18 protein-coding genes and 5 tRNA genes are annotated in these 21,377 nt (G+C 50.1%); 5 read left to right on the forward strand and 18 right to left on the reverse strand.

Annotated features, from left to right (window positions below; translation table 11 throughout):
- Window positions 1-95: 95 nt before the first annotated feature.
- From GCE9029_RS21140 to GCE9029_RS21190, 11 genes are all read right to left on the reverse strand, one after another.
- Window positions 96-1,412 carry an adenylosuccinate synthase gene (locus GCE9029_RS21140; protein ID WP_062666671.1) on the reverse strand — a complete coding sequence of 439 codons (1,317 nt, stop codon included), beginning with the start codon at window positions 1,410-1,412 and terminating at the stop codon, window positions 96-98.
- Between the two features lie 122 nt (window positions 1,413-1,534).
- A complete protein-coding gene (locus tag GCE9029_RS21145; protein ID WP_062666673.1) occupies window positions 1,535-1,729 on the reverse strand; it encodes a DUF2065 domain-containing protein in 195 nt (64 codons plus the stop codon).
- Window positions 1,730-1,809: 80 nt separating this feature from the next.
- Window positions 1,810-2,697, reverse strand: coding sequence for a protease modulator HflC (gene hflC / locus GCE9029_RS21150; protein ID WP_062666675.1), 888 nt, complete (start codon window positions 2,695-2,697; stop codon window positions 1,810-1,812).
- Window positions 2,698-2,699: 2 nt separating this feature from the next.
- Window positions 2,700-3,854 (reverse strand): FtsH protease activity modulator HflK, encoded by a 1,155-nt coding sequence (hflK, locus tag GCE9029_RS21155; protein ID WP_062666677.1) that lies wholly within the window; start codon window positions 3,852-3,854, stop codon window positions 2,700-2,702.
- A gap of 53 nt (window positions 3,855-3,907) precedes the next feature.
- Window positions 3,908-5,197 (reverse strand): ribosome rescue GTPase HflX, encoded by a 1,290-nt coding sequence (gene hflX, locus GCE9029_RS21160; protein ID WP_062666679.1) that lies wholly within the window; start codon window positions 5,195-5,197, stop codon window positions 3,908-3,910.
- A gap of 26 nt (window positions 5,198-5,223) precedes the next feature.
- Entirely contained in the window at window positions 5,224-5,493 is a 270-nt protein-coding gene (hfq, locus tag GCE9029_RS21165) for an RNA chaperone Hfq (RefSeq protein WP_062666682.1), read from the reverse strand.
- 95 nt (window positions 5,494-5,588) lie between these two features.
- Complete coding sequence (gene miaA, locus GCE9029_RS21170; protein WP_062666685.1) at window positions 5,589-6,515, reverse strand: tRNA (adenosine(37)-N6)-dimethylallyltransferase MiaA; 927 nt, start codon at window positions 6,513-6,515, stop codon at window positions 5,589-5,591.
- On the reverse strand, window positions 6,508-8,508 hold the full coding sequence (mutL, locus tag GCE9029_RS21175; RefSeq protein ID WP_062666687.1) for a DNA mismatch repair endonuclease MutL: 2,001 nt from the start codon (window positions 8,506-8,508) through the stop codon (window positions 6,508-6,510). Before mutL ends, miaA begins: the two co-directional genes overlap by 8 nt.
- Window positions 8,509-8,510: 2 nt before the next feature.
- Window positions 8,511-10,223, reverse strand: coding sequence for an N-acetylmuramoyl-L-alanine amidase (locus GCE9029_RS21180; protein ID WP_062666688.1), 1,713 nt, complete (start codon window positions 10,221-10,223; stop codon window positions 8,511-8,513).
- Between the two features lie 4 nt (window positions 10,224-10,227).
- Window positions 10,228-10,695, reverse strand: a complete 468-nt coding sequence (gene tsaE, locus GCE9029_RS21185) for a tRNA (adenosine(37)-N6)-threonylcarbamoyltransferase complex ATPase subunit type 1 TsaE (RefSeq protein WP_062666691.1) — start codon at window positions 10,693-10,695, stop codon at window positions 10,228-10,230.
- Window positions 10,696-10,730: 35 nt separating this feature from the next.
- On the reverse strand, window positions 10,731-12,224 hold the full coding sequence (locus GCE9029_RS21190; protein WP_062666693.1) for a bifunctional ADP-dependent NAD(P)H-hydrate dehydratase/NAD(P)H-hydrate epimerase: 1,494 nt from the start codon (window positions 12,222-12,224) through the stop codon (window positions 10,731-10,733).
- 50 nt (window positions 12,225-12,274) lie between these two features.
- Here GCE9029_RS21190 and queG point away from each other — a divergent pair, with 50 nt between their 5' ends.
- Window positions 12,275-13,402 carry a tRNA epoxyqueuosine(34) reductase QueG gene (gene queG / locus GCE9029_RS21195; RefSeq protein ID WP_157487848.1) on the forward strand — a complete coding sequence of 376 codons (1,128 nt, stop codon included), beginning with the start codon at window positions 12,275-12,277 and terminating at the stop codon, window positions 13,400-13,402.
- 670 nt (window positions 13,403-14,072) lie between these two features.
- Here the strand turns inward: queG and GCE9029_RS21200 are convergent.
- The 6 genes from GCE9029_RS21200 to orn form a co-directional block, all read right to left on the reverse strand.
- Window positions 14,073-14,148 (reverse strand) — tRNA-Gly (locus GCE9029_RS21200).
- Between the two features lie 84 nt (window positions 14,149-14,232).
- Window positions 14,233-14,308: transfer RNA gene (locus GCE9029_RS21205), tRNA-Gly, on the reverse strand.
- Window positions 14,309-14,392: 84 nt separating this feature from the next.
- A tRNA-Gly gene (locus tag GCE9029_RS21210) sits at window positions 14,393-14,468 on the reverse strand.
- Between the two features lie 39 nt (window positions 14,469-14,507).
- Window positions 14,508-14,583, reverse strand: a tRNA-Gly gene (locus tag GCE9029_RS21215).
- Between the two features lie 38 nt (window positions 14,584-14,621).
- Window positions 14,622-14,697: transfer RNA gene (locus GCE9029_RS21220), tRNA-Gly, on the reverse strand.
- A 113-nt stretch (window positions 14,698-14,810) separates the two neighbouring features.
- Window positions 14,811-15,356 carry an oligoribonuclease gene (gene orn, locus GCE9029_RS21225; RefSeq protein ID WP_002535604.1) on the reverse strand — a complete coding sequence of 182 codons (546 nt, stop codon included), beginning with the start codon at window positions 15,354-15,356 and terminating at the stop codon, window positions 14,811-14,813.
- Between the two features lie 78 nt (window positions 15,357-15,434).
- Here orn and rsgA point away from each other — a divergent pair, with 78 nt between their 5' ends.
- From rsgA to GCE9029_RS21245, 4 genes are all read left to right on the forward strand, one after another.
- Entirely contained in the window at window positions 15,435-16,487 is a 1,053-nt protein-coding gene (gene rsgA / locus GCE9029_RS21230; RefSeq protein WP_062666695.1) for a small ribosomal subunit biogenesis GTPase RsgA, read from the forward strand.
- 113 nt (window positions 16,488-16,600) lie between these two features.
- The gene (gene asd / locus GCE9029_RS21235; RefSeq protein WP_062666697.1) at window positions 16,601-17,512 is read left to right on the forward strand and encodes an archaetidylserine decarboxylase; all 912 of its coding nucleotides are present in this window, start codon (window positions 16,601-16,603) and stop codon (window positions 17,510-17,512) included.
- A gap of 198 nt (window positions 17,513-17,710) precedes the next feature.
- Window positions 17,711-19,126: an SLC13 family permease gene (locus GCE9029_RS21240; RefSeq protein WP_062666699.1), complete on the forward strand. Its 1,416-nt coding sequence runs from the start codon at window positions 17,711-17,713 to the stop codon at window positions 19,124-19,126.
- Between the two features lie 101 nt (window positions 19,127-19,227).
- Entirely contained in the window at window positions 19,228-20,118 is an 891-nt protein-coding gene (locus GCE9029_RS21245) for a DMT family transporter (RefSeq protein ID WP_062666701.1), read from the forward strand.
- Window positions 20,119-20,173: 55 nt separating this feature from the next.
- On the opposite strand, the gene epmA is transcribed toward GCE9029_RS21245, so the two are convergent.
- Window positions 20,174-21,145, reverse strand: coding sequence for an elongation factor P--(R)-beta-lysine ligase (gene epmA, locus GCE9029_RS21250; RefSeq protein WP_062666703.1), 972 nt, complete (start codon window positions 21,143-21,145; stop codon window positions 20,174-20,176).
- Window positions 21,146-21,377 lie beyond the last annotated feature (232 nt).

A 21,377-nucleotide genomic window follows, 5' to 3' on the forward strand; every position in this document is an offset into this window, starting at 1 on the left:
CGAAAAGATTCCACCAACCAATATCAATAGTATAGGGCGGGTTGGGCAAAAAAAAACCAGCCCTGAAGGCTGGTTTTTCTCTCACCGGTACCCGATTAAGACGCGAAAGGGTGAACCTTGATAATGGTCTCGTTGCGGTCTGGGCCAGTAGAGATGATGTCTACAGGTACACCGGTCAGCTCTTCGATGCGTTTGATGTAATCTAGTGCTGCTTGTGGCAGCTCTTCGATAGACTTAGCACCGAAAGTCTTCTCGCTCCATCCAGGAACGGTTTCGTAAATTGGAGTGATGTTCTCATACTCGTCAGCCGCCATAGGAGAAACATTCAGGATAGTGCCGTCTGCTTTCTGGTAACCAGTACAGATTTTGATCTCTTCCAGTCCGTCCAGCACGTCCATCTTAGTCAGACAGAAGCCAGAGATAGAGTTGATCTGGATTGCACGGCGCATTGCCACTGCATCGAACCAACCAGTGCGGCGCAGACGACCGGTAGTCGCGCCAAACTCGTGGCCAACAGTACCCAAGTGCTTACCAATTGGATCTTGTTTCTCTTGACCGTCATAAAGTTCAGTCGGGAAAGGACCAGAACCTACGCGGGTGCAGTATGCTTTTGCGATACCCAGGATGTAACCCAGGTGACGTGGACCAAAGCCAGAGCCTGCAGCAACACCACCAGCAGTTGTGTTAGAAGAGGTAACGTAAGGGTAAGTACCGTGGTCGATATCCAGCAGCGTACCTTGCGCGCCTTCGAACATGATCTTGTCGCCACGCTGACGTGCGTCATCCAGCTCTTGGGTGACGTCGATAACCATGCTGGTCAGGATGTCAGCTTGCTCCATCACTTTCGCCAGAGTTTCTTCGTAGCTTACTGGTTCCGCTTTGTAGAAGTGCTCCAACTGGAAGTTGTGCAGTTCCATCACTTCCTTAAGCTTCTCGGCAAACGCTTCTTTATCGAACAGGTCGCCTACGCGCAGACCGCGACGTGCAACTTTGTCTTCGTAAGCAGGACCGATGCCACGACCGGTCGTACCGATAGCTTTTGCACCACGTGCTTTCTCACGCGCCATATCAAGAGCGATGTGATAAGGAAGAATTAGCGGACAAGCTTCTGACAGGAAAAGACGCTCACGTACTGGAATGCCACGTTCTTCCAGACCGCTCATCTCTTTCATCAGGGCGTCTGGAGACAGAACAACACCGTTACCGATGATGCATTTTACGTTGTTGCGAAGAATGCCAGAAGGAATCAAGTGAAGAACGGTTTTTTCACCGTCAATGACAAGAGTGTGACCTGCGTTGTGGCCGCCTTGGTAGCGAACGACGTACTGAGCGTCTTCAGTCAACAGATCAACGATTTTACCCTTACCTTCGTCACCCCATTGGGTGCCGAGAACGACTACGTTATTACTCATCTTTTCCAGTCAGTTGATGATTAAAACGGGATTCTAGCACCATCGTTTGAAGGATGCAGTCATTTTTTGAGCGCCGTCCTGCTTATGGTCATTTGGGTGTCACAGTTTTTTGCTCTTTCGATTTACTTGGACGGCCACATCATATATGCGATCACCGCTCCCGCGACGACTAAACACCCACCAATACGGCGTAGCGTAGCATCAGGTAACAGACTCATTTCACTCACCATTTGACGCCATTTTTTCGGCACCAACATTGGCCCCAGCCCTTCAACCACCAGCACTAAGCCCATTGCAAGCCACAACTCAGACCCCATTTTTCACTCTCTTCTGTTTGGACAAAAAAAAGACAAGGCGCCAAGCCTTGTCTTTTCTGTTTTGCTATCAGGCAACGTGATTAATTTGCCTTCAACGTCGGCTCTTTCATGTACTGGAAGAACTCGCTATTAGGGTCAACAACCATGATGTCACCCTTATTGTTGAAGCTCTTCTCGTAAGCTTGCAGCGAGCGCAGGAAGTTATAAAACTCTGGCTCTTTATTGAAGGTGTTCGCATAGATCCTTGCAACTTCTGCGTCAGCTTCACCACGTGTTACACGTGCAGTACGCTCGGCTTCTGCCAAAACGGTAGCCACTTCCAGCTCGGCCTGCGCGCGAATGACTTCCGCCTTCTCTCGGCCTTGTGAACGGTGACGACGCGCAACAGTTTCACGCTCAGCTCGCATACGTGCGTAGATTGACTCACTGATTTCATCAGGCAGGTTGATCTTCTTGATACGAAGGTCAATCACTTCAATGCCGATGTCGTTGGCACTTTCCTGAAGCTCAGTCAGTACGTCTGCCATCACCTGCTCACGCTTCTCGGACACGATTTCCTTAATGGTTTTCGAACCGATTTCTGCACGCAGACCATCAGCCACTTTACGTTGTAAAAGGGCTTCAGCAGTCAGACGGTTACCACCACCCGTTGAAAGGTAGTACTGACCGAAATCTTTGATTTTCCACTTCACGTAGGAATCGATGATCACGTCTTTTTTCTCAGACGTTACAAAGCGGTCTGACTGGTCATCCATGGTCTGGATACGCGCATCAAGCAGTTTCACGCGGTCAAACAGTGGCACTTTGAATTGCAGACCTGGTTGATAGATCTTCGCCATGTCATCATCAGTTTTCAATACGCGGCCGAAACGGATCACGATACCGCGCTCACCTTCGTCGACAACAAACACTGACATTAAGCCAACAACAATCGATACGATGATTAGAGGAATTAATAACTTACGCATAATTAATATCTCCCCTGACGCGAAGTCGACGAACGGTTATTGCTTGGCGCTGAAGATTGCGTAGAGCTTTCAAGCTCAATGCCGTAATCTGAAGCATTGTTATTAACCGTGGTCGAACGTTGCTGAGGAGTTTGGTTCATCAGCTTGTCCAATGGCAGGTAAAGCAGGTTGTTGCCGCCTTCCTGCGAATCAATCAACACTTTGCTGGTGTTACCGAAGACGCTCTCCATCGTCTGGAGATACAGACGACTACGCGTGACTTCAGGTGCAGCCTGATATTCAGGCAACAGCTTCTCGAACTGCGCTACGTCACCCTGCGCTTCGTTAACCGTTTTCTCTTTGTAACCCAACGCTTCTTTCTTCAGACGCTCTGCACGACCGGTTGCCTTTGGCAAAATGTCGTTGCGGTATGCCTCTGCTTCTCGGATGAAACGCTCTTCATCCTCGCGCGCAGCAATGGCGTCATCGAATGCGTCTTTAACCTGCTCCGGTGGACGGGCAGTGTCGAAGTTCACGTCAACCACCAAAAGGCCCATATTGTAACGGTCCACGATGCGGTTGATTTCAACTTCGGTGCGCTCACGGATTTCCTGACGACCAGAGGTCAAGATTTGGTCCATCACAGCATCACCGATAACCGCGCGTAGCGCAGAATCAGTAGCCTGTCGCAGACTGTCATCCGCATTAGTTACCGAGAACAGATATTTTTCCGGATCAGAAACACGGTATTGCACGTCCATTTCAACGCGCACTACGTTTTCGTCCTTGGTCAGCATGTCGCCTGAGCCACGCAAAGAACGGATTGCCTGTACGTTTACCGGCGTCACTTCATCGATAAACGTTGGCTTCCAGTTCAGACCTGGCTGCACGATGCGGTCGTACTCACCGAAACGCAGCACAACACCACGCTCCGCTTCACCGATAGTGTAAAACCCTGAGACACCCCAGATCACTGCACCCACAACGGCAATAACGCCCAAACCAGCAGCACCGCTGCCACCTAAAGACGGCCCCTTGCCGCCAAACAAGCCACTCAGTTTGCGGCTTAATTTGCCAAACACCTCATCGAGGTCAGGCGGCCCTTGGTCACGACCACCGCGGTTACCCCACGGATCTTTGTCCTGACCGCCATTATTTCCTGGCTCATTCCACGCCATTAGAGCACTCCATCAGTATGATATGACGATAGTTTTTATACTGTAACAGGCTGTCAGTGGACGATAAAGTCGCCTAACTCACTGCCTTCCCTTTTTTTCAACCTCAACCAGTCTGTTTGAGGTAACCGCACGTCGACTAGCAAATGTCCGTCCTGCTCGTATTCTTCATGCGTAATACAGCGCAACTGACAGAATTTACTATGCATTCTGCCGATAGCCGCAGGTGGAATACGTAAGCGATAGCTTACCATAGTCCCCGCCAGCCTCTCGGTCAGTGCCTCAAAAAGAAGATCTATGCCCTGATCTGCCAGTGCAGATACATAGACAACACGGGGTAAACCGTCTTCATCACGCTCAATTCGTGGCGAGGCCTCTTCCATGTTGTCGATTTTGTTCATCACCAACAATGTTGGGATTTCATGAGCATCGATTTCTTCTAGTACCACATCAACCGCTTCGATGTTCTCTCGGAAGCGATCATCACTGGCGTCGATAACGTGCAGAAGCAAAGCTGCTTCCTGTGTTTCCTGCAACGTGGCTTTAAACGCAGCTACCAGGTCATGGGGTAGATGACGGATAAACCCAACAGTATCGGCAAGAATCACGTCACCAACATCTTCCACCTCGATTTTGCGCAATGTCGGATCCAGCGTTGCGAAAAGCTGATCCGCTGCGTAAACCCCCGCTTCAGTGATGCGGTTGAAGAGAGTGGATTTGCCGGCGTTGGTGTATCCCACCAGCGAAACGGTTGGTACTTCAGCACGGCTTCGGGCTCGTCGGCCCTGTTCGCGCTGTTTAGACACTTTCTCAAGTCTACGCAGAATCGCCTTAACACGATCACGCAGCAATCGGCGGTCCGTCTCGAGCTGGGTTTCACCCGGGCCACGCAGACCGATCCCCCCTTTCTGACGCTCCAAGTGCGTCCAACCTCTTACGAGGCGGGTGGAAAGGTGGCGAAGCTGCGCCAGCTCTACCTGCAACTTACCTTCGTGAGTGCGGGCTCGCTGTGCAAAGATGTCCAGGATCAAACCAGTGCGATCAAGCACACGACATTTGACCAGACGCTCGAGGTTTCGTTCCTGCGCTGGAGAGAGCGCATGGTTGAAGATAACAATGTCAGCCCCGGTCATCCGGACAGCGTCTGCAATCTCTAGGGCTTTACCTTCACCTACGAAGTATTTGGAATGCGGGGACTGGCGACTACCCGTAATGGTTTGTAGCCTGCTAACCCCCGCTGACGATACCAGCATTTCAAATTCGCTGAGATCTTCCCATTCGCCTTCCTGGGTGAAGTTGATATGAACTAAAACAGCCTGTTCACCGGCTTCATAACGGTCAAACAAGCGATCAACTCCTTACCAAAGGATTATTACTCCTCAGTCTTCTCTTGCGGACGTTCGTTTGGTGAACGCTCAGAGTTGTTGTGATGGTGGTTCACTGGGCGAGCTGGGACCACGGTAGAAATCGCGTGCTTGTAAACCATTTGGTTTACAGTGTTTTTCAGCAGGATCACGAACTGGTCAAAAGATTCGATCTGGCCCTGAAGCTTGATACCGTTTACCAAGTAGATAGAAACAGGTACACGTTCACGACGCAGTGCGTTCAGAAATGGGTCTTGTAGAGATTGCCCCTTAGCCATTTTTAATTTTCCTTATTGGTTTGTAGTTGTATTAGCAACAATAAAATCAACAACGCCGCATACAACAACCCAAAGTATACCTGTCTCTTCCCGGATCAGGTCAGACACTTTGTGACTGTTTGTAACGATAGCCCGGCATCGTCGCTATCAAGCCATGTCAAATCATCCCAGCTACGAAGCCAAGTGATCTGACGTTTGGCTAACTGACGGGTTGCGCACACACCGCGATAAACTGCATCGTCAAGCGAACAGCTACCCGCCAAATAATCCCACATCTGTCGGTACCCAACGCAACGGATCGAAGGCATATCAGGATTCAGATCGCCACGATCATAAAGTTTGCGTACTTCCGCTTCGAAACCGGCTCCCATCATTTTCTGGAAACGCAGCTCGATACGTCGATGCAGCTCTCCCCTTTCCTTAGGGGCTATAGCAAATTGGTGAACCTCATATGGCAACGGTTCACCTTTGGTTTCGGTCAACTCAGTGAGAGTTTTACCCGAAATACGAAAAACTTCCAGCGCTCTCGACAATCGTTGAGGATCATTCGGGTGGATCCTCGCACCTGCGACAGGATCTACTTTGCACAACTCGTCATGCAGTGCCTGCCAGCCGTGCTCCTTCGCTTCCTGTTCAATTTTAGCGCGGATCACTGGATCCGCCGATGGCAAAGGAGACAAGCCTTCCAATAATGCTTTGAAGTAAAGCATGGTACCACCAACCAAAAGGGGAATTCTCCCTTTTGCGACAATATCTTCCATTTCGCGCAAGGCATCTGCACGAAAGTCCGCAGCCGAATAAGCTTCTGATGGATCTAGGATGTCGATCAATCGATGCGGAGCCAGTGCCAACTCTTCTGCAGTTGGCTTGGCCGTGCCAATATCCATTTCCTTGTAGATCAAAGCGCTGTCAACACTGATGATCTCAACAGGAAACTGTTTTCTCAGGCCAATTGCCAGATCAGTTTTACCTGATGCAGTCGGCCCCATTAAAAAAATTGCCTTCGGCAATGGCTTAGTCATGTTTAAAAGCTTCTATTGCCGCTGTCACGTCAACCGGACGCAACAACGTTGAATAATGCACTGCCAGCCTCTCCTGCCAGCAGTTTTCTAAATCAGAGATCAGTGTAACGGCTTGTGACAAACCGTAGACGTCTGTTTTTTGCGTCGCCTGACCTGCGAGCCACTTTGCCAGTGATTCAGCAGCCACTGTATCGGACTCGCTGGCAATAAATGCCATTAACGCGGGAACGAACTGCTGCAAATTATGATTACGCATCGGCTGACAAACGGCCATCACCATCAACTGAGTCGACGACTTTTGGCGAAGAAGCATACCAAATTGCTGAAGCAGACTTTCATGTTTCGCAAGTAATGCCAACTCTTCACCCGATGCAGGTAGCGCCTGAGGAATCAAAAGCGGTTGCGCTTTCATGCCTTTGCCCTCTGCCGCAGCTTGGAATTGTCCAAGCATGGCGAGGTAAGAAGCGGCATCCAAATCCAGCAGGGCAATACCATCGGCGCGTTGAAGCAACAAGTACTTGGACGACACCACGGCCAACGCCTTACCCAAGCCACTTCCTGCATGCCCAACGGAAACCGGTGTTTGTGTCATCGTTTGTGGGGTAAACACCGGAGCGGCCTCGGCCACTTGCGAATCCGCCGCAGGTACCACAGGGGTTGTCATGAGCGCTTGATACACTTTTTGCTCTCGCTTCGACGGCGCAGTTTCTCCATATTGCTCACGGCGCGAACCACTGCCAGACGAAGCTCCCGAAGACGACTGACTAAAACCCGAAGCACGTTGACTCTGCCCTGCAGACTGAGGCCGCCACTCTGCATATTCTGCCTGACCTGGGTAGTTGGAATAAGCAGAGCCCGAGCTTTGGCTTTCCACTGAATTGCCTGTTTCACCTGCTGGGATATCAGGCAAAGCTTCAGGCTGGGTAGCATTTTGCCCACTGCTGAGATCACTCACTGGCGACTGTTCAAACTCAAGCACGGGAGCTTGCTCTGCCGCAACTTGAACTAAGGCATCTGCCACGGCCTGATAGATAAAGTCATGTACCAGGCGGGCCTGATGGAAACGCACTTCATGCTTGGCAGGGTGAACATTCACATCCACTTGATGCGGATCGATATCGATATATAGAACGTAAGCGGCGAATTGATCGGGACGCAATGATGCTTCATAGCCCTGCCGAATCGCATGATTGATGAGTTTGTCTTTCATCATCCGCTGGTTCACAAAACAGTGTTGAATATCGTTCTGCGCCCGCGCACCTTCCGGCGTACAAATCCAGCCCTGAAGGGTTAAACCTTGATGTTCCAAGCTCACTTCCACGGCGCTTTTTACAAACTGAGAACCGCAAATAGCTGCTAGTCGTTTTTCACGCTGGGCATCATTCGATGCCGCTCGATACTGGCGCACGATAGTGCCGTTGTGACGAAGCGTGATAGCCACATCAAAACGGCTCAGCGCAATGCGTTTCAGCAGCTCATCAATATGGCCAAATTCAGTTTTGTCAGTGCGGAGAAACTTGCGACGAGCTGGTGTATTGAAGAATAAATCCACCACTTCAACCGTTGTCCCTACGGGATGAGCAGCAGGTTTAACCTGCACTGCCATATCCCGTCCTTCTGCATAGGCGGACCAAGCTTCCGATTGGGTAATGGTTCTCGATGTCAGCGTGAGTCGGGATACCGAGCTGATACTCGCAAGCGCCTCGCCACGAAACCCAAGACTGATGATGGCTTCAAGGTCATCAAGGCAAGAAATTTTGGAGGTAGCGTGACGGCTGAGTGCCAATTCGAGTTCTTCTTTGGCAATGCCTGAGCCGTTATCACGAATACGGATAAGCTTGCTGCCGCCTTTCTCGATATCAACATCAATGCGGGTCGCCCCCGCGTCAATGCTGTTTTCGACAAGCTCTTTAACGACAGAAGCAGGCCTTTCAACCACTTCGCCTGCTGCAATCTGGTTCGCCAGACGCGCAGGTAAGATTTGAATTGCCATGCTTAGCTCCCGGGGATAATCAAGGTCTGGCCAACAGCCAACTCGTCAGAACGCAATTTATTGGCGCGACGGATACTGTCTACCGTCACCCCATAATTGCTGGCGATTTTACCCAGATACTCTCCGCGTTTCACTTTGTGCTGCTTATCCTTGGGCTTTACGCCCACAATTTTCAATTTCTGCCCGATAGCCAATTCATCAGACCGAAGTTTATTGGCACTGCGAATGCTGGCAACACTAACATCATATTCCTGCGCGATTTTACCGAGAAATTCACCACGCTTAACGGTGTGAGTCACGGTTTTACCTGATGAGATCACAGGCTTAGAGCTGCTTCCTGAGGGCTTGGTCGCTGATGCGAGCGCACCAACATTAACATCAGGAACAGTCAATACCTGACCCACTCTCAGACTGTTAGACTTCAGGCCATTTGCCGCTTTTATCGCTGACACCGAACTGCCGTATTTACTCGCAATCACTGACAAAGACTGACCAGACGTCACTTTGTGTTTGACGCCATTCTTACGCGCAGCCATCAAGGTGCCATCTGGCGGGAATTCTTCGAAATAGGTCAGCACACCCTTATAAACGGCATTGGCAATTTTCTTTTGGTGGCTGGCAGTATGCAGCAGTTTTTCTTCCTGAGGATTGGTGATAAAGCCAGCTTCAACCAAAAGTGATGGGATATCAGGTGATTTCAGTACTGCAAGACTCGCATGCTCAGGGCTGGATTTGTGAAGCTTAGTCACCTTACCCATTTCCTTCAGTACGCGAATCGCAACGTCATAACCTTCTTTTTGTGAGTTACTGAACTGCAAATCCAATACTGCACGGCTCAGGTACTCGTCTTCATTGTCGTTCAGTAGTGCGCCACCACCCAATAAATTGGACTGCTCTTCGTGTTTTTCTATCCAACGACCGATTTCACTGTTAGCACGGCGACGGGATAACACCCAGACAGACGCACCGCGAGGCTGCGGTTTGTGGAATCCATCAGCGTGAATTGAAACTAACAGATGCGCCCCTTTACGGCGGGCTATATCCGAGCGCTTGTTGAGATCAACGAAATAGTCACCATTACGTGTCAGTACCGCCTTCATGCCAGGTACAGCGTTGATCTTGGCAGCAACCTGTCGGGAAATAGCCAGAGTCACATGCTTTTCATATTTACGCCGTGGCCCCACCGCACCCGGATCGTTACCGCCATGACCTGGGTCGATAGCGATAATAATGTCGTCGGTACCAAATGGCAGTGCGGTTTGAGTTTCTGTCGCAGTAGCAGGCTTGGTTGGTTTACTCGGCTTAGCGGCAACTTTTTTATTGCCGTGAGGAATATCAATGACCAGTCGGTGACCATATTCGCCACCCGGTGCCAGCGGAAACAGGCGCGGCACACTTTTGTCTTTGAGTTCGAAAACCAGACGATAGGTACCCTTGCTTGGCGGGTTACTCTTACGGATTTTGGAGAGAATCTTACTGTCGCTGACGTTTTTCGGCAGCGTCATTCCCAAAGAGGTGTCTTTTAGATCCACGACCAGACGATCTGGCTTGGTTAGGGTGAAATAACTATAAGAAGGCTCACCCGCCAAATCCATCACTACGCGCGTTTCATCCGGCGCAGGCCAGACCCGCACATTTTCCAGTGAATTTGCCAGCGCAGAAGAAAAAGCTCCCAGCCAACAGATCAAACCCAGTAACACGCCCCGCCAAAGCATATCGTTATTTCCACTCCAGTTTTGCCAGCAGCGCTTCACCAACAGGCGTGTTGGCTGTTACCTGCACTGAACGTTGTTCGTCTTTGTATTTCAGTGTGATATCAAGATCCGGTTGCGGCAACAAACCTTCACCTTTTTCTGGCCATTCCACCAAGCAAAGTGCATCAGGTGTGAAGTAATCCCTGATCCCCATAAATTCGAGCTCTTCCGGATCAGCGAGTCGATAAAGATCGAAATGATAAACTTGCCAGCTATGCAGTTGGTAAGGTTCAACCAAGGTATAAGTCGGGCTTTTCACATTGCCAGAATGGCCTAAAGACTGGATAAAACCGCGGGAAAAAGTGGTTTTCCCTGCCCCCAGATCACCGTGAAGATAAATTGTTGTTTGCTGCGCACACGATGCTGCCACAGCCGCACCAAAGGCAACTGTTGCCTGCTCATCGGCAAGCTCAGTCATAAAAGTCTGTGTCATGTTTCTCACTGCTTTTTCAACGGTACTTGCTCTGTCTACCGTTGCATTTGTTTTATGTTTTTTCCGAGAAAAGGAAGCAAGTCACTGGCCACCAGCCCTCGCTCTCCCTCTTGCGCAGCAATGTCTGCCGCGTAACTGTGTAAATAAGTACCAAAGTTGGCTGATGCTGAAGGCGAGAGCATTTGCGCCATACATCCAGCAATTACGCCTGTCAGGACATCTCCCATGCCGCCACTGGCCATTCCGGGGTTGCCTGCATCAATGATGCTTAAAGTGCAGCCATCATAAACGATTGTGCCTGCGCCTTTAAGCACCACTACACCGCCATAGCGTTTATGTAGTTCTTTGACGGCAGAAAAACGATCCCGTTCAATTTCTATTACGCTGGTTCTCAATAAATTTGCGGCTTCTCCAGGATGCGGCGTCAAAACCCAGTGATCGTTGTGTTTGGGAGCGTCCGCCAGCAGGTTAAGTGCATCAGCATCAACGACCATTGGTCGTCCGCTTGCAATAGCGGTATCAAATAGCTTTTCGGCCCAAGCACTTCTACCAAGACCAGGGCCAATGGCAATGACATCAGCCCAAGCCAGAACCCCTCTGAGCGTTTCAATGGTTTCGCTCTCGTGCCACCAGCGCGTCATCAGTTCTGGTTGGCGTGCCAACAAAGCAGGAACATGACTCTCATCACTCAAGACTGCAACTAATCCAGCTCCGCTTCGCAATGTCGCCTGACCACTCAGAACAATGGCACCGCCCATCCCTTTTTGACCACCCACACACATCACACGCCCGGCATGACCTTTATGCACGCAGCCCTTCCGCTTGGGTTCCAGTTCTGCTGCGAGAGAAAGCGTCAGCAGTGTAGACGAAGCAGGGATATGCGCAGCAAACTCCTCTCCAATACCCAAACCGTCATAGAGAATGTCACCACAATGATCGCGCGCCTTGCCGGTAAAGAGGCCTTGCTTCAACCCTACAAAGCTAACCGTACAATCTGCAATGACGGCCTCACCCCAGACGTGTCCGGTATCCGCATCCAAACCGCTCGGAAGATCCACGGCGATCTTAGGGCAGTCCAAGGCATTAATGGTATTCACCGCTAGCAAGTATGCACCTGATAAATCGCGGCTGAGCCCGGTACCAAAGAGCGCATCAACAACCACGTCATAATTGTCGCTTGGCAGAATGCCTTGCAATATCAAACCACCAGCAGCCACAAACTTCTGCTGCGCTTTTAACGCATCACCAACGACAGTAGAAGGGTCTGCCACCGATACCAGTGTCACTGACATCTTGGCTTCCAGAGCGAGCCTGGCGATCACATAACCATCACCGCTATTATTGCCGCTGCCACAACACACAAGGATCGATTCTGCATCAGGCCAACGCTCTTTCATCGTGTCAAAAACAGACAAACCCGCAAGTTCCATCAGGTTGTACATTTCCACACCAAGATCCGCTGCGATCTTGCGCTCTCCGTCTCTGACCTGATCCGATCGGTAAAGTGAGTGTGGTAGACTTGCGCTCATCTTTGTTTTTCCTTGCTGATCTTATGCCTGAGTCCCGATCTTTATCGTCGATCAATTTTACCCAACTTGCTGAAAATATCAGGCAATGGGGACATGAACTAGGATTTCAGCATATTGGGATCACCGATGTTGATCTCAGTCAGCATGAAGCACAGTTGCAACGCTGGCTCGATAACGGCTATCACGGGGAAATGGACTGGATGACACGCCATGGCATGATGCGCGCCCGTCCTCAGGAACTGGTTGAAGGCACAGTCCGCGTGATCAGTGCCAGAATGAATTACCTTCCGCCAGATGCCGGGTTCGCCAAAACATTGGAAACTCCCTCTCTTGCCTATATCAGTCGTTATGCGCTTGGCCGTGACTACCACAAACTCATCCGCAACCGCCTGAAAAAATTAGGACAGCGAATCGAGGAAGAAGTAGGGAAATTCGGCTATCGACCTTTTGTCGATTCCGCCCCGGTTCTGGAACGTCCACTGGCAGAGAAGGCCGGTCTTGGCTGGACAGGCAAGCATTCGCTGCTGCTCAGTGAAGACGTCGGTTCTTGGTTTTTTCTGGGCGAACTGCTGATTGATCTGCCCTTACCAGTGGATGAGCCGACAGTAAGCCAGTGTGGCAAGTGCGTAGCATGTATCACCTCTTGTCCCACTGATGCCATTGTTGGCGACACCATTGTCGATGCCAGACGTTGTATTTCTTACCTCACGATTGAGCTTGATGGTGAAATCCCAGAAGAGTTTCGCGAGGCGATGGGGAACCGAATCTATGGCTGTGATGACTGCCAGTTGGTTTGTCCATACAACCGCGAAGCTGAGTTAACCAACGAGTCTGATTTTTATGGGCGAGAAAGCTTGGTCCAGCAACCTCTGAAAACGTTGTTCAGCTGGGATGAATCCACATTTTTGAAAGAAACTGAGGGTTCGGCCATTCGCCGTATAGGCCACGAAAAATGGCGCCGTAACCTCTCTGTGGCCATGGGAAATGCCCCTTATGATCCAGAGATTATTGAACTTTTGGAATCGGCCAAAGGATTCTCTGCTATGCTTGATCAGCACCTTGATTGGGCGCTTGAACAACAGATTAAACGCCGGAATGAACATGCCGTTGATGTTCTGTCTTCCTCAACCAAGAGGTTAGTCAGAATCGTTCAGAAAGGTTTACCAAGGGATGCCTAAGCGCAATCGTGCGGTAGTGGAAAGTCACCTATCTGCTCAAAATTAATGCAAAAACAAGACACAGATTCACTTCTTCTGCGAAATGTGGAAAACCTTTTCAGTACGCTATAAAACAGTGCATGCTGATAAAGTTAAACACACTCTGTGAATAATCTCAGATGAAAGTCACGAAAGGTGATGAAGTTGGGGATAATCGTTTGAAAACATTGGATCCATACATTTTAATTTCATTTAAAACATAAGGTTACAATGAAAACAATTCACAGGGATCAGTTTTCCACCGATCAACATCCGCACAAATAACTCTGAGTAACGTCACATCTTCTGATATTCATCAACGGCTTTACCCACAAGCTAGGCTTTGTGGATAACTCTGTTAAGAAACACGATAAAAAGGTGCTCAAAGCTTGATGCAGACACATTCGCTGCAAAAACTCATTCAGATTGTATTTGGGCTAGACCTTGCCCGGAGATAATGCTTCACAGCATTAAAGACAACGACCCGCTACACCCTAAAATAACTGGTGCATTCAATGCTGAGTGTTGGTGCTTACAGATGATGTTCCGTAAGAAATTTGGAGCGATACATGAGGTTCCTGCTCTCAAGGTAAAAGACGTGACCTCAACCTTGGCTTTGATACCTGCTGTAGCGCACTTCCAAATGGAAGTTTGGAGCGACACACGAGGTTCGAACTCGTGACCTCAACCTTGGCAAGGTTGCGCTCTACCAGCTGAGCTAGTGTCGCATTCAAAGAGCGTCCGAAATGTTTCGGTAAATTTGAATCAAACGGCTAAATTTGCCATTCGAGCTTTCTTATCGAAAGAAAATTTGGAGCGACACACGAGGTTCGAACTCGTGACCTCAACCTTGGCAAGGTTGCGCTCTACCAGCTGAGCTAGTGTCGCTTTTTGTTCCAACAGTGTTGGATTATTTTTTTTTAGCAGCTTAGGGCTTAGCCTATTCTGCGCTTCCCGAAGGAAATCAAAATTTGGAGCGACACACGAGGTTCGAACTCGTGACCTCAACCTTGGCAAGGTTGCGCTCTACCAGCTGAGCTAGTGTCGCATAGATCATCCGACAATCAATCGGAATCATTTCAAATTTTGGAGCGACACACGAGGTTCGAACTCGTGACCTCAACCTTGGCAAGGTTGCGCTCTACCAGCTGAGCTAGTGTCGCATAGATCATCCGACGATCAATCGGATCATTCAAATTTTTGGAGCGACACACGAGGTTCGAACTCGTGACCTCAACCTTGGCAAGGTTGCGCTCTACCAGCTGAGCTAGTGTCGCTTTATCAAAGACATTTGTCTCTGTCAGGGCTGCGAATTATACGAAGAAAAATCGCGGATGCAATACTCTGAATCCAGAATTTTTGATTTTTCTTCGCATTGGTTATTTTGCCGTCAGATCGTAAAGATCTTGCTCCGGTAGTAACGAAGTTCCTCAATTGACTCCCGAATGTCATCCAGTGCCAAATGAGTCCCTTGTTTTTTGATTCCTGACAGAACTTCAGGTTCCCAGCGACGAACCAACTCTTTGATCGTGCTGACGTCGACGGTACGATAATGGAAAAAACGTTCCAGTTCAGGCATATGCTTATAGAGGAAACGGCGATCCTGGCCAACACTGTTGCCACAAATCGGCGACACACCGGCAGGCACCCAGTCTTGCAGGAAAGCGATCGTTTGTTTGATCGCGTCAGTTTCACTCACGGTGCTTGCTTTTACACGATCCACCAGCCCGCTGCCAGTGTGAGTATTGGTACACCACTCGTCCATTTTCGCCAGTTCTTCATCAGACTGGTGAATGGCGAGCACAGGCCCTTCAGCTAACACATTAAGTTCAGCATCTGTTACAACGGTAGCGATCTCAATGACTTTATGTACTTCTGGGTCGAGCCCTGTCATTTCGAGATCAATCCAGATTAAATTCTTATCGCTGAAAGACATCCAAATTGCCTATTTTACAAGTAAACCATGTATCATACTTAGCCTGACATGAAAGCCAACTAAACTAGCGACATTCTCGTGGCAAAAAAGAAAAAGCTCACAAAAGGCCAGTTACGCCGAGTACGGACAAATCAAAAAAAACGCATCGATCGCCAACAAGAAGAGGTCCAGTGGGACGAATCTCTGCTTGAGTCTGCCCGTGAAGGGGTGGTGATCACCCGTTTCGGTCAGCACGCTGACATCGAAGATACTCAAACTGGCATCATCCACCGTTGCAACCTTCGCCGCTCTATCGAAAGCTTGGTGACCGGAGACAAAGTCGTCTGGCGTCCAGGCGTGGAAACACTGCAAGGCATTGCCGGCGTTGTGGAAGCTGCTCATGAACGCCACTCAGTGCTTACCCGTCCTGATTACTATGACGGCGTCAAACCGGTCGCGGCCAATATTGATCAGGTGGTGATCGTTTCCGCGATATTACCCGAATTGTCTACGAACATTATAGACCGTTACCTGATCGCTACCGAACAGGTTGGCTTCAAGCCCCTTATTGTGATCAACAAGATTGATTTGTTGGACGCTGAAGGCCTTGAAATGGTTAAGAATATCCTCGCTTTGTACGCCGAAATTGGCTACGAAGTATTGATGGTCAGCCAGAAAAGCGGTGAAGGCGTCGGCGAGCTGAAAGCGAGTTTGGCCGATGGCACAAGCATTTTCGTGGGTCAATCTGGCGTAGGTAAATCCAGTTTGGTGAATGCCCTGCTTCCTGAAGTGAATGCCGATATCGGTGAAGTTTCTGAAAACTCAGGTCTTGGCCAACACACCACCACGACAGCGCGTTTGTATCACTTCCCTGATGGTGGCGATCTGATTGATAGCCCTGGAGTGCGTGAATTTGGTCTTTGGCACTTAGAGCCTGAGCAGGTGACTCAAGGCTTCAAAGAATTCCGCGAATTCCTCGGAGGCTGTAAGTTCCGAGACTGCAAACACAAAGACGATCCAGGCTGTCTGCTGCGAGAAGCAGTAGAAGACGGCAAGATCAGTGTTGAGCGCTTCGAGAGCTACCACAAAATCATCGACAGCATGTCTGAGATGAAGGCAAATCGTCAGTTTTCACGCAATAAAGAAAACTGATCCAGTTGGCTCAACTACACATCAACTGGTTAGCGGCCTGTTAATTTTGTAAACTAGGCCGCTTTTTAAATTCCAGGCCCGTTCTCGGGCGCATACGAGTTAGGAAAATAACCGTGTCTAACGATTTAAAAATTGGCCTGCAGTACTGCATGCCAAAACACCTGCTGACCCGCCTTGTTGGCAAGCTGGCAGCAGCTAAAGCCGGCTTTCTGACAACGGCTGTGATCAAGTGGTTTATCCGCCAGTACAAGGTGGAAATGAACGAAGCTAAGAACCCAGATCCGAAAAGCTACCCAACCTTTAATGACTTCTTCGTCCGTGAATTAAAAGACGGCGCACGCCCTCTGAATGACGAAGCAAACGTGATTGCCCACCCTGCCGATGCATGTGTGAGCCAAGCTGGCCCAATTGAAAAAGGCCGTCTGATTCAGGCGAAAGGCCACACCTTTGATGCCTGTGAACTGCTGGGCGGCGACGCTAAGTTGGCGGAAGAGTTTACTGATGGTGACTTCGCCACACTATATCTGTCACCTCGTGATTACCACCGTGTTCACATGCCATGTGACGGCACACTGCGCCAGATGATTTACGTACCGGGCGACCTGTTTTCCGTCAACCCGCTGACCGCAGAAAACGTACCTAATCTGTTCGCACGTAACGAGCGCGTAGTGTGTATTTTCGATACTGCTTTCGGTCCAATGGCGCACATTCTGGTTGGCGCGACCATTGTCGGCAGCATTGAAACGGTTTGGTCAGGCACGGTCACACCACCTACTGGCCAAAGCATCCGCCGCTGGGATTACCCAGCAGAAGGCGAGCAAGCTATCACGCTGAAAAAAGGCGAAGAGATGGGTCGCTTCAAGCTGGGTTCAACCGTGATCAACTTGTTCCCGAAAGGCGCGATCACCTTTGATGACGCTATCATTCCTGGTAAACCAACCCGCATGGGTGAGGTATACGCGCGCCAGAACGGTGTTGAAGCATCAGCCGAGACAGAAAGCGACGAAGCGCAAACCGCCGAATAAGCAGACTGATCACACAAACTGTGATCTGTAACGAAAAGGGCAGCAATGCCCTTTTTTTGTGCCCAAAGTTTATCCAAACACAGAGTATTTTCTCTGCCACTCCGTATCCTGTAGCTCGTACCGAGCGGCTCAACACAATGAAATAACAAGCAAATACTGGCCGCTTATTTCTGTTTTCTGAGAATGGAAGTCTGCCGTATGCCAAGCCTTTCCCGCGCTGATATTTTGAAGTTTGTTGTGGCGTTTGGTGTCCCTTTGGGTGTGTTGATGATGCCCATAGATTGGATCCCATTGGATGACCTGACTGTGATACAGCATCGCCTGCTGGCGATCTTCCTGCTAGCGGCCCTGCTTTGGGTGCTTGAGCCCGTGCCGGTATTTGCCACCTCGATCCTGATCATCGCCCTTGAGCTCATTATGATCTCTGACAAAGGACTCTCTTTATTCCGTGAAGCGGTGCCCGGTCATGATCTGGGTGAACTCATCAAATATACCGACATCTTAAGCGCCTTCTCGTCCCCCATTATCATTCTGTTTATGGGTGGTTTTGCGCTGGCGATTGCCGCTTCCAAGTACGATCTCGACAACAACCTCGCCCGTGTTCTGCTTAAGCCTTTCGGCACCAAGCCGAGCTTTATCATGCTGGGCTTAATGTTGATTACTGCGGTGTTTTCCATGTTTATGTCCAACACCGCCACCACGGTTATGATGCTGGCACTGCTTGCCCCCATTGTGGCGTCCGTGCCACGCGGTGATAACGGCGTAAAAGCGCTGGTACTGTGCATTCCCATTGCTGCTAATACAGGCGGTATCGCCACACCGATTGGCACGCCACCGAATGCCATTGCGCTGCAATACCTCACCGGAGAAAACGCCATCAGCTTTCTGGAATGGATGACCATGGGTCTGCCTTTTGTGGCAGTACAACTGGCTTTTTCCTGGTGGCTGCTCCAAAAACTCTTCCCGACTGAACAGGAAGAAATGAAGCTCAAGCTCAACGGTGCGTTTCAAAAAAGCTGGCGTGCTTACACGGTGTATGCCACGTTTGCCGCTACTATCCTGCTTTGGATGACCACCAACCTGCATGGCATGAACACCTATGTAGTGTCGATCATTCCGCTCGCGGTATTCACCCTGACCGGCATCATGGGCAAGGAAGAGCTGAAGCTTATCAACTGGGATGTGCTTTGGCTGGTTGCCGGTGGTATTGCGATTGGTTTGGCGCTCGACAAAACCGGGCTGGCCGCTGCGCTGGCTCATGCCGTGGATTACGATGCCTTATCGCCACTCGCCGTGGTGTTGACGCTCTCTATGATTTGCTGGTTGATGGCCAATTTCATGTCCAACACAGCCACTGCCAACCTACTGATGCCGATTGCCGCAGCGGTTGCGATGTCGATGGACAGCCTTGTTTCTGTCGGCGGCATTCGGGGACTTCTTGTCGTCGTTGCCTTCTCAGCATCTCTTGGCATGATACTTCCTGTATCAACACCACCAAACAGTCTGGCTTACTCCACAGGTCTGATTGAAAGCAAAGATATGGCAAAAGTCGGCATTATCGTGGGTCTGGTTGGCCTTGCGATTGTCTACGCCACACTGCTTGTCCTAAACTGATTCCATCTATTTGCGGGGAAAGTGCACTGAGCACTTTTCCCGTCATGCTTCAGCGGATAAACTCGCGCTCCTTTCCGGTTCTTTAAGTTAAAGGTGTCATCTTGGGTTACGAATGGCTCGCGCTCGGCGCTGCCTTCCTATGGGGTATTTCCAGCCTGATTTCGGTCACGCCTGCGCGTCACTTAGGCAGTTTTGCTTATAGTCGCTGGCGGATGGCATGTGTGTCAGTGATGCTGACAACACTGGCCTTGTTTACAGGTGGCTGGGCAACCGTCTCATCCGATATTCTCTGGCCGATGGCGCTGTCTGGCCTTATAGGGATCTTTATTGGCGATACCGCCCTGTTTGGCTGTATGAACCGAATAGGACCCCGACGCTCTGGCCTTTTGTATTCCTGTCATGCGGTCTTTTCTGCCCTACTTGGCATCTGGCTGTTTGGAGAAACGCTTGAAGGGATCCGCCTGCTCGGTGCCATTCTGGTGTTCTCCGGAGTGATGATTGCGGTCTTTTTCCGCCAAAGCGGTAATGCGCACCAATGGGAAGAAACCAAAGGCAACATCTGGGTGGCAGTGGGATTAGGTTTAACTGCAGCACTTTGCCAGTCGCTGGGTGGGGTCATTGCCAAGCCTGTTTTAACCCAAGGTGTCGATCCGATTGCCGCTTCCGCTATCCGGATGATCGCGGCTTTCCTTGCCCACGGCACACTGATTTTCCTCCAGATACGTGTCGCGCAACCTGTTAACCCGATCAACTGGCGTATCTTCGGTATGGTTGTCGTGAACGGCTTTTTGGCAATGGCAGTCGGTATGACCCTGATTATGTACGCGCTGAAATGGGGAGAAGTAGGCATGGTCGCGCTCCTATCTTCCACGACACCGGTAATGATCCTGCCGTTGATTTGGCTGTTTACCCGCGTACGCCCCGCACCAAGCGCTTGGTTAGGTGCGGCGCTCGCTGTTATTGGCGCAGGTCTTATTGTTACCAGTGGCTGATGGTTTCCCAATAAAAAAACGCCGCATCATGCGGCGTTTTTTTATTGGGGAGGGATTAAGCTCGCCCGACCGGGAAAGCAATCACCTCATCGATGTGGGTTTTGCCTAAAGCCAGCATGATCAGACGATCGATACCCAACGCAACACCTGCGCAATCCGGCAAGCCATGACGAATCGCTTCAATCAAATGGTGATCAATCGGCTGGGCTTGCAGCCCCATCTTTTCGCGCTTGCGGTTATCTTCTTCAAAACGGGCCAATTGCTCGTCGGCGTTGTCCAGTTCATAGAAACCGTTCGCAAGCTCAATACCTTTAAAGTAGACCTCAAAGCGCGCCGCCACACGGCTATCTTCTTCACACACTCGCGCCAATGCCGCCTGTGATGCCGGGAAGTTGTAAACGAAAGCCGGAACGGTTTGGCCAATCCGCTCTTCAACACCAACGCTGAATAAGAGTTGCAGTAAGGTATCGCGGTCTTCTTCCGGATCGGCGATATCAGACAATCCGAGTGGTGCAGCTGCGGCCTTTAACTCGTCCATCGAGCCTTCTAGCGGGCAGACACCGAGCACCTTGATGAACGCTTCCTGATAAGTCATTCGCTCTGCACCGCCAACGCCCAGAATCAGTTGCAGCAAGGCATCCATTTCATCCATCAATGCATGATGGTCAAAGCCTGGACGGTACCATTCCAGCATGGTGAATTCAGGGTTGTGATTTCGCCCCGCTTCTTCGTTACGAAACGCTTTGTTGATTTGGTAGATAGCGCCACTCCCCGCCGCCAGCAGGCGTTTCATGTGGAACTCAGGGCTGGTCATCATGTAAAGCGGGATACCCTCGGCAAAGCCGGGACCGACAAATTCCGTCTTGAAGGTATGCAGATGAATATCCGTCACCGTCGCCTGACTCATGGCTGGCGTGTCAACTTCCAGCACATCACGCTCGACAAAAAAGCCGCGAATATCGTTCACCAGTTTGGCTCTGGCTTTCAGGGTTTCAATTTCTGCGGTGGGACGCCATTCAAGGGTCATTGCTATCACTCAATCTCATTATGACTGGCGGCATTTTAGCTTTCGCGAGGCATGATAGAAACCCGTGTTTTTATCAGCATCATAAATGCCTTTTCTGCCCTTTCATTCAAGCGACTGAATTAGCGCAATAAAAGCGCACAACTCCTTTCGATAACCATTCTCATTTTCACCGTTTTTCCTTTTTAAAAGAGAGAGTTAAATTGCATGTATCGATGACAGATTTTACGTGTCA

The organism is Grimontia celer, assembly GCF_900055185.1.
Classification (GTDB): domain Bacteria; phylum Pseudomonadota; class Gammaproteobacteria; order Enterobacterales; family Vibrionaceae; genus Enterovibrio; species Enterovibrio celer.

Excerpts from the sequence above, each read along its gene's own strand:
- GCE9029_RS21140 (WP_062666671.1), bottom strand. The coding sequence starts at position 1,412 with ATGAGTAATAACGTAGTCGTTCTCGGCACCCAATGGGGTGACGAAGGT.
- GCE9029_RS21145 (WP_062666673.1), bottom strand. The coding sequence starts at position 1,729 with ATGGGGTCTGAGTTGTGGCTTGCAATGGGCTTAGTGCTGGTGGTTGAA.
- hflC (WP_062666675.1), bottom strand. The coding sequence starts at position 2,697 with ATGCGTAAGTTATTAATTCCTCTAATCATCGTATCGATTGTTGTTGGC.
- hflK (WP_062666677.1), bottom strand. The coding sequence starts at position 3,854 with ATGGCGTGGAATGAGCCAGGAAATAATGGCGGTCAGGACAAAGATCCG.
- hfq (WP_062666682.1), bottom strand. The coding sequence starts at position 5,493 with ATGGCTAAGGGGCAATCTCTACAAGACCCATTTCTGAACGCACTGCGT.
- miaA (WP_062666685.1), bottom strand. The coding sequence starts at position 6,515 with ATGACTAAGCCATTGCCGAAGGCAATTTTTTTAATGGGGCCGACTGCA.
- mutL (WP_062666687.1), bottom strand. The coding sequence starts at position 8,508 with ATGGCAATTCAAATCTTACCTGCGCGTCTGGCGAACCAGATTGCAGCA.
- GCE9029_RS21180 (WP_062666688.1), bottom strand. The coding sequence starts at position 10,223 with ATGCTTTGGCGGGGCGTGTTACTGGGTTTGATCTGTTGGCTGGGAGCT.
- tsaE (WP_062666691.1), bottom strand. The coding sequence starts at position 10,695 with ATGACACAGACTTTTATGACTGAGCTTGCCGATGAGCAGGCAACAGTT.
- GCE9029_RS21190 (WP_062666693.1), bottom strand. The coding sequence starts at position 12,224 with ATGAGCGCAAGTCTACCACACTCACTTTACCGATCGGATCAGGTCAGA.
- orn (WP_002535604.1), bottom strand. The coding sequence starts at position 15,356 with ATGTCTTTCAGCGATAAGAATTTAATCTGGATTGATCTCGAAATGACA.
- GCE9029_RS21240 (WP_062666699.1), top strand. The coding sequence starts at position 17,711 with ATGCCAAGCCTTTCCCGCGCTGATATTTTGAAGTTTGTTGTGGCGTTT.
- epmA (WP_062666703.1), bottom strand. The coding sequence starts at position 21,145 with ATGACCCTTGAATGGCGTCCCACCGCAGAAATTGAAACCCTGAAAGCC.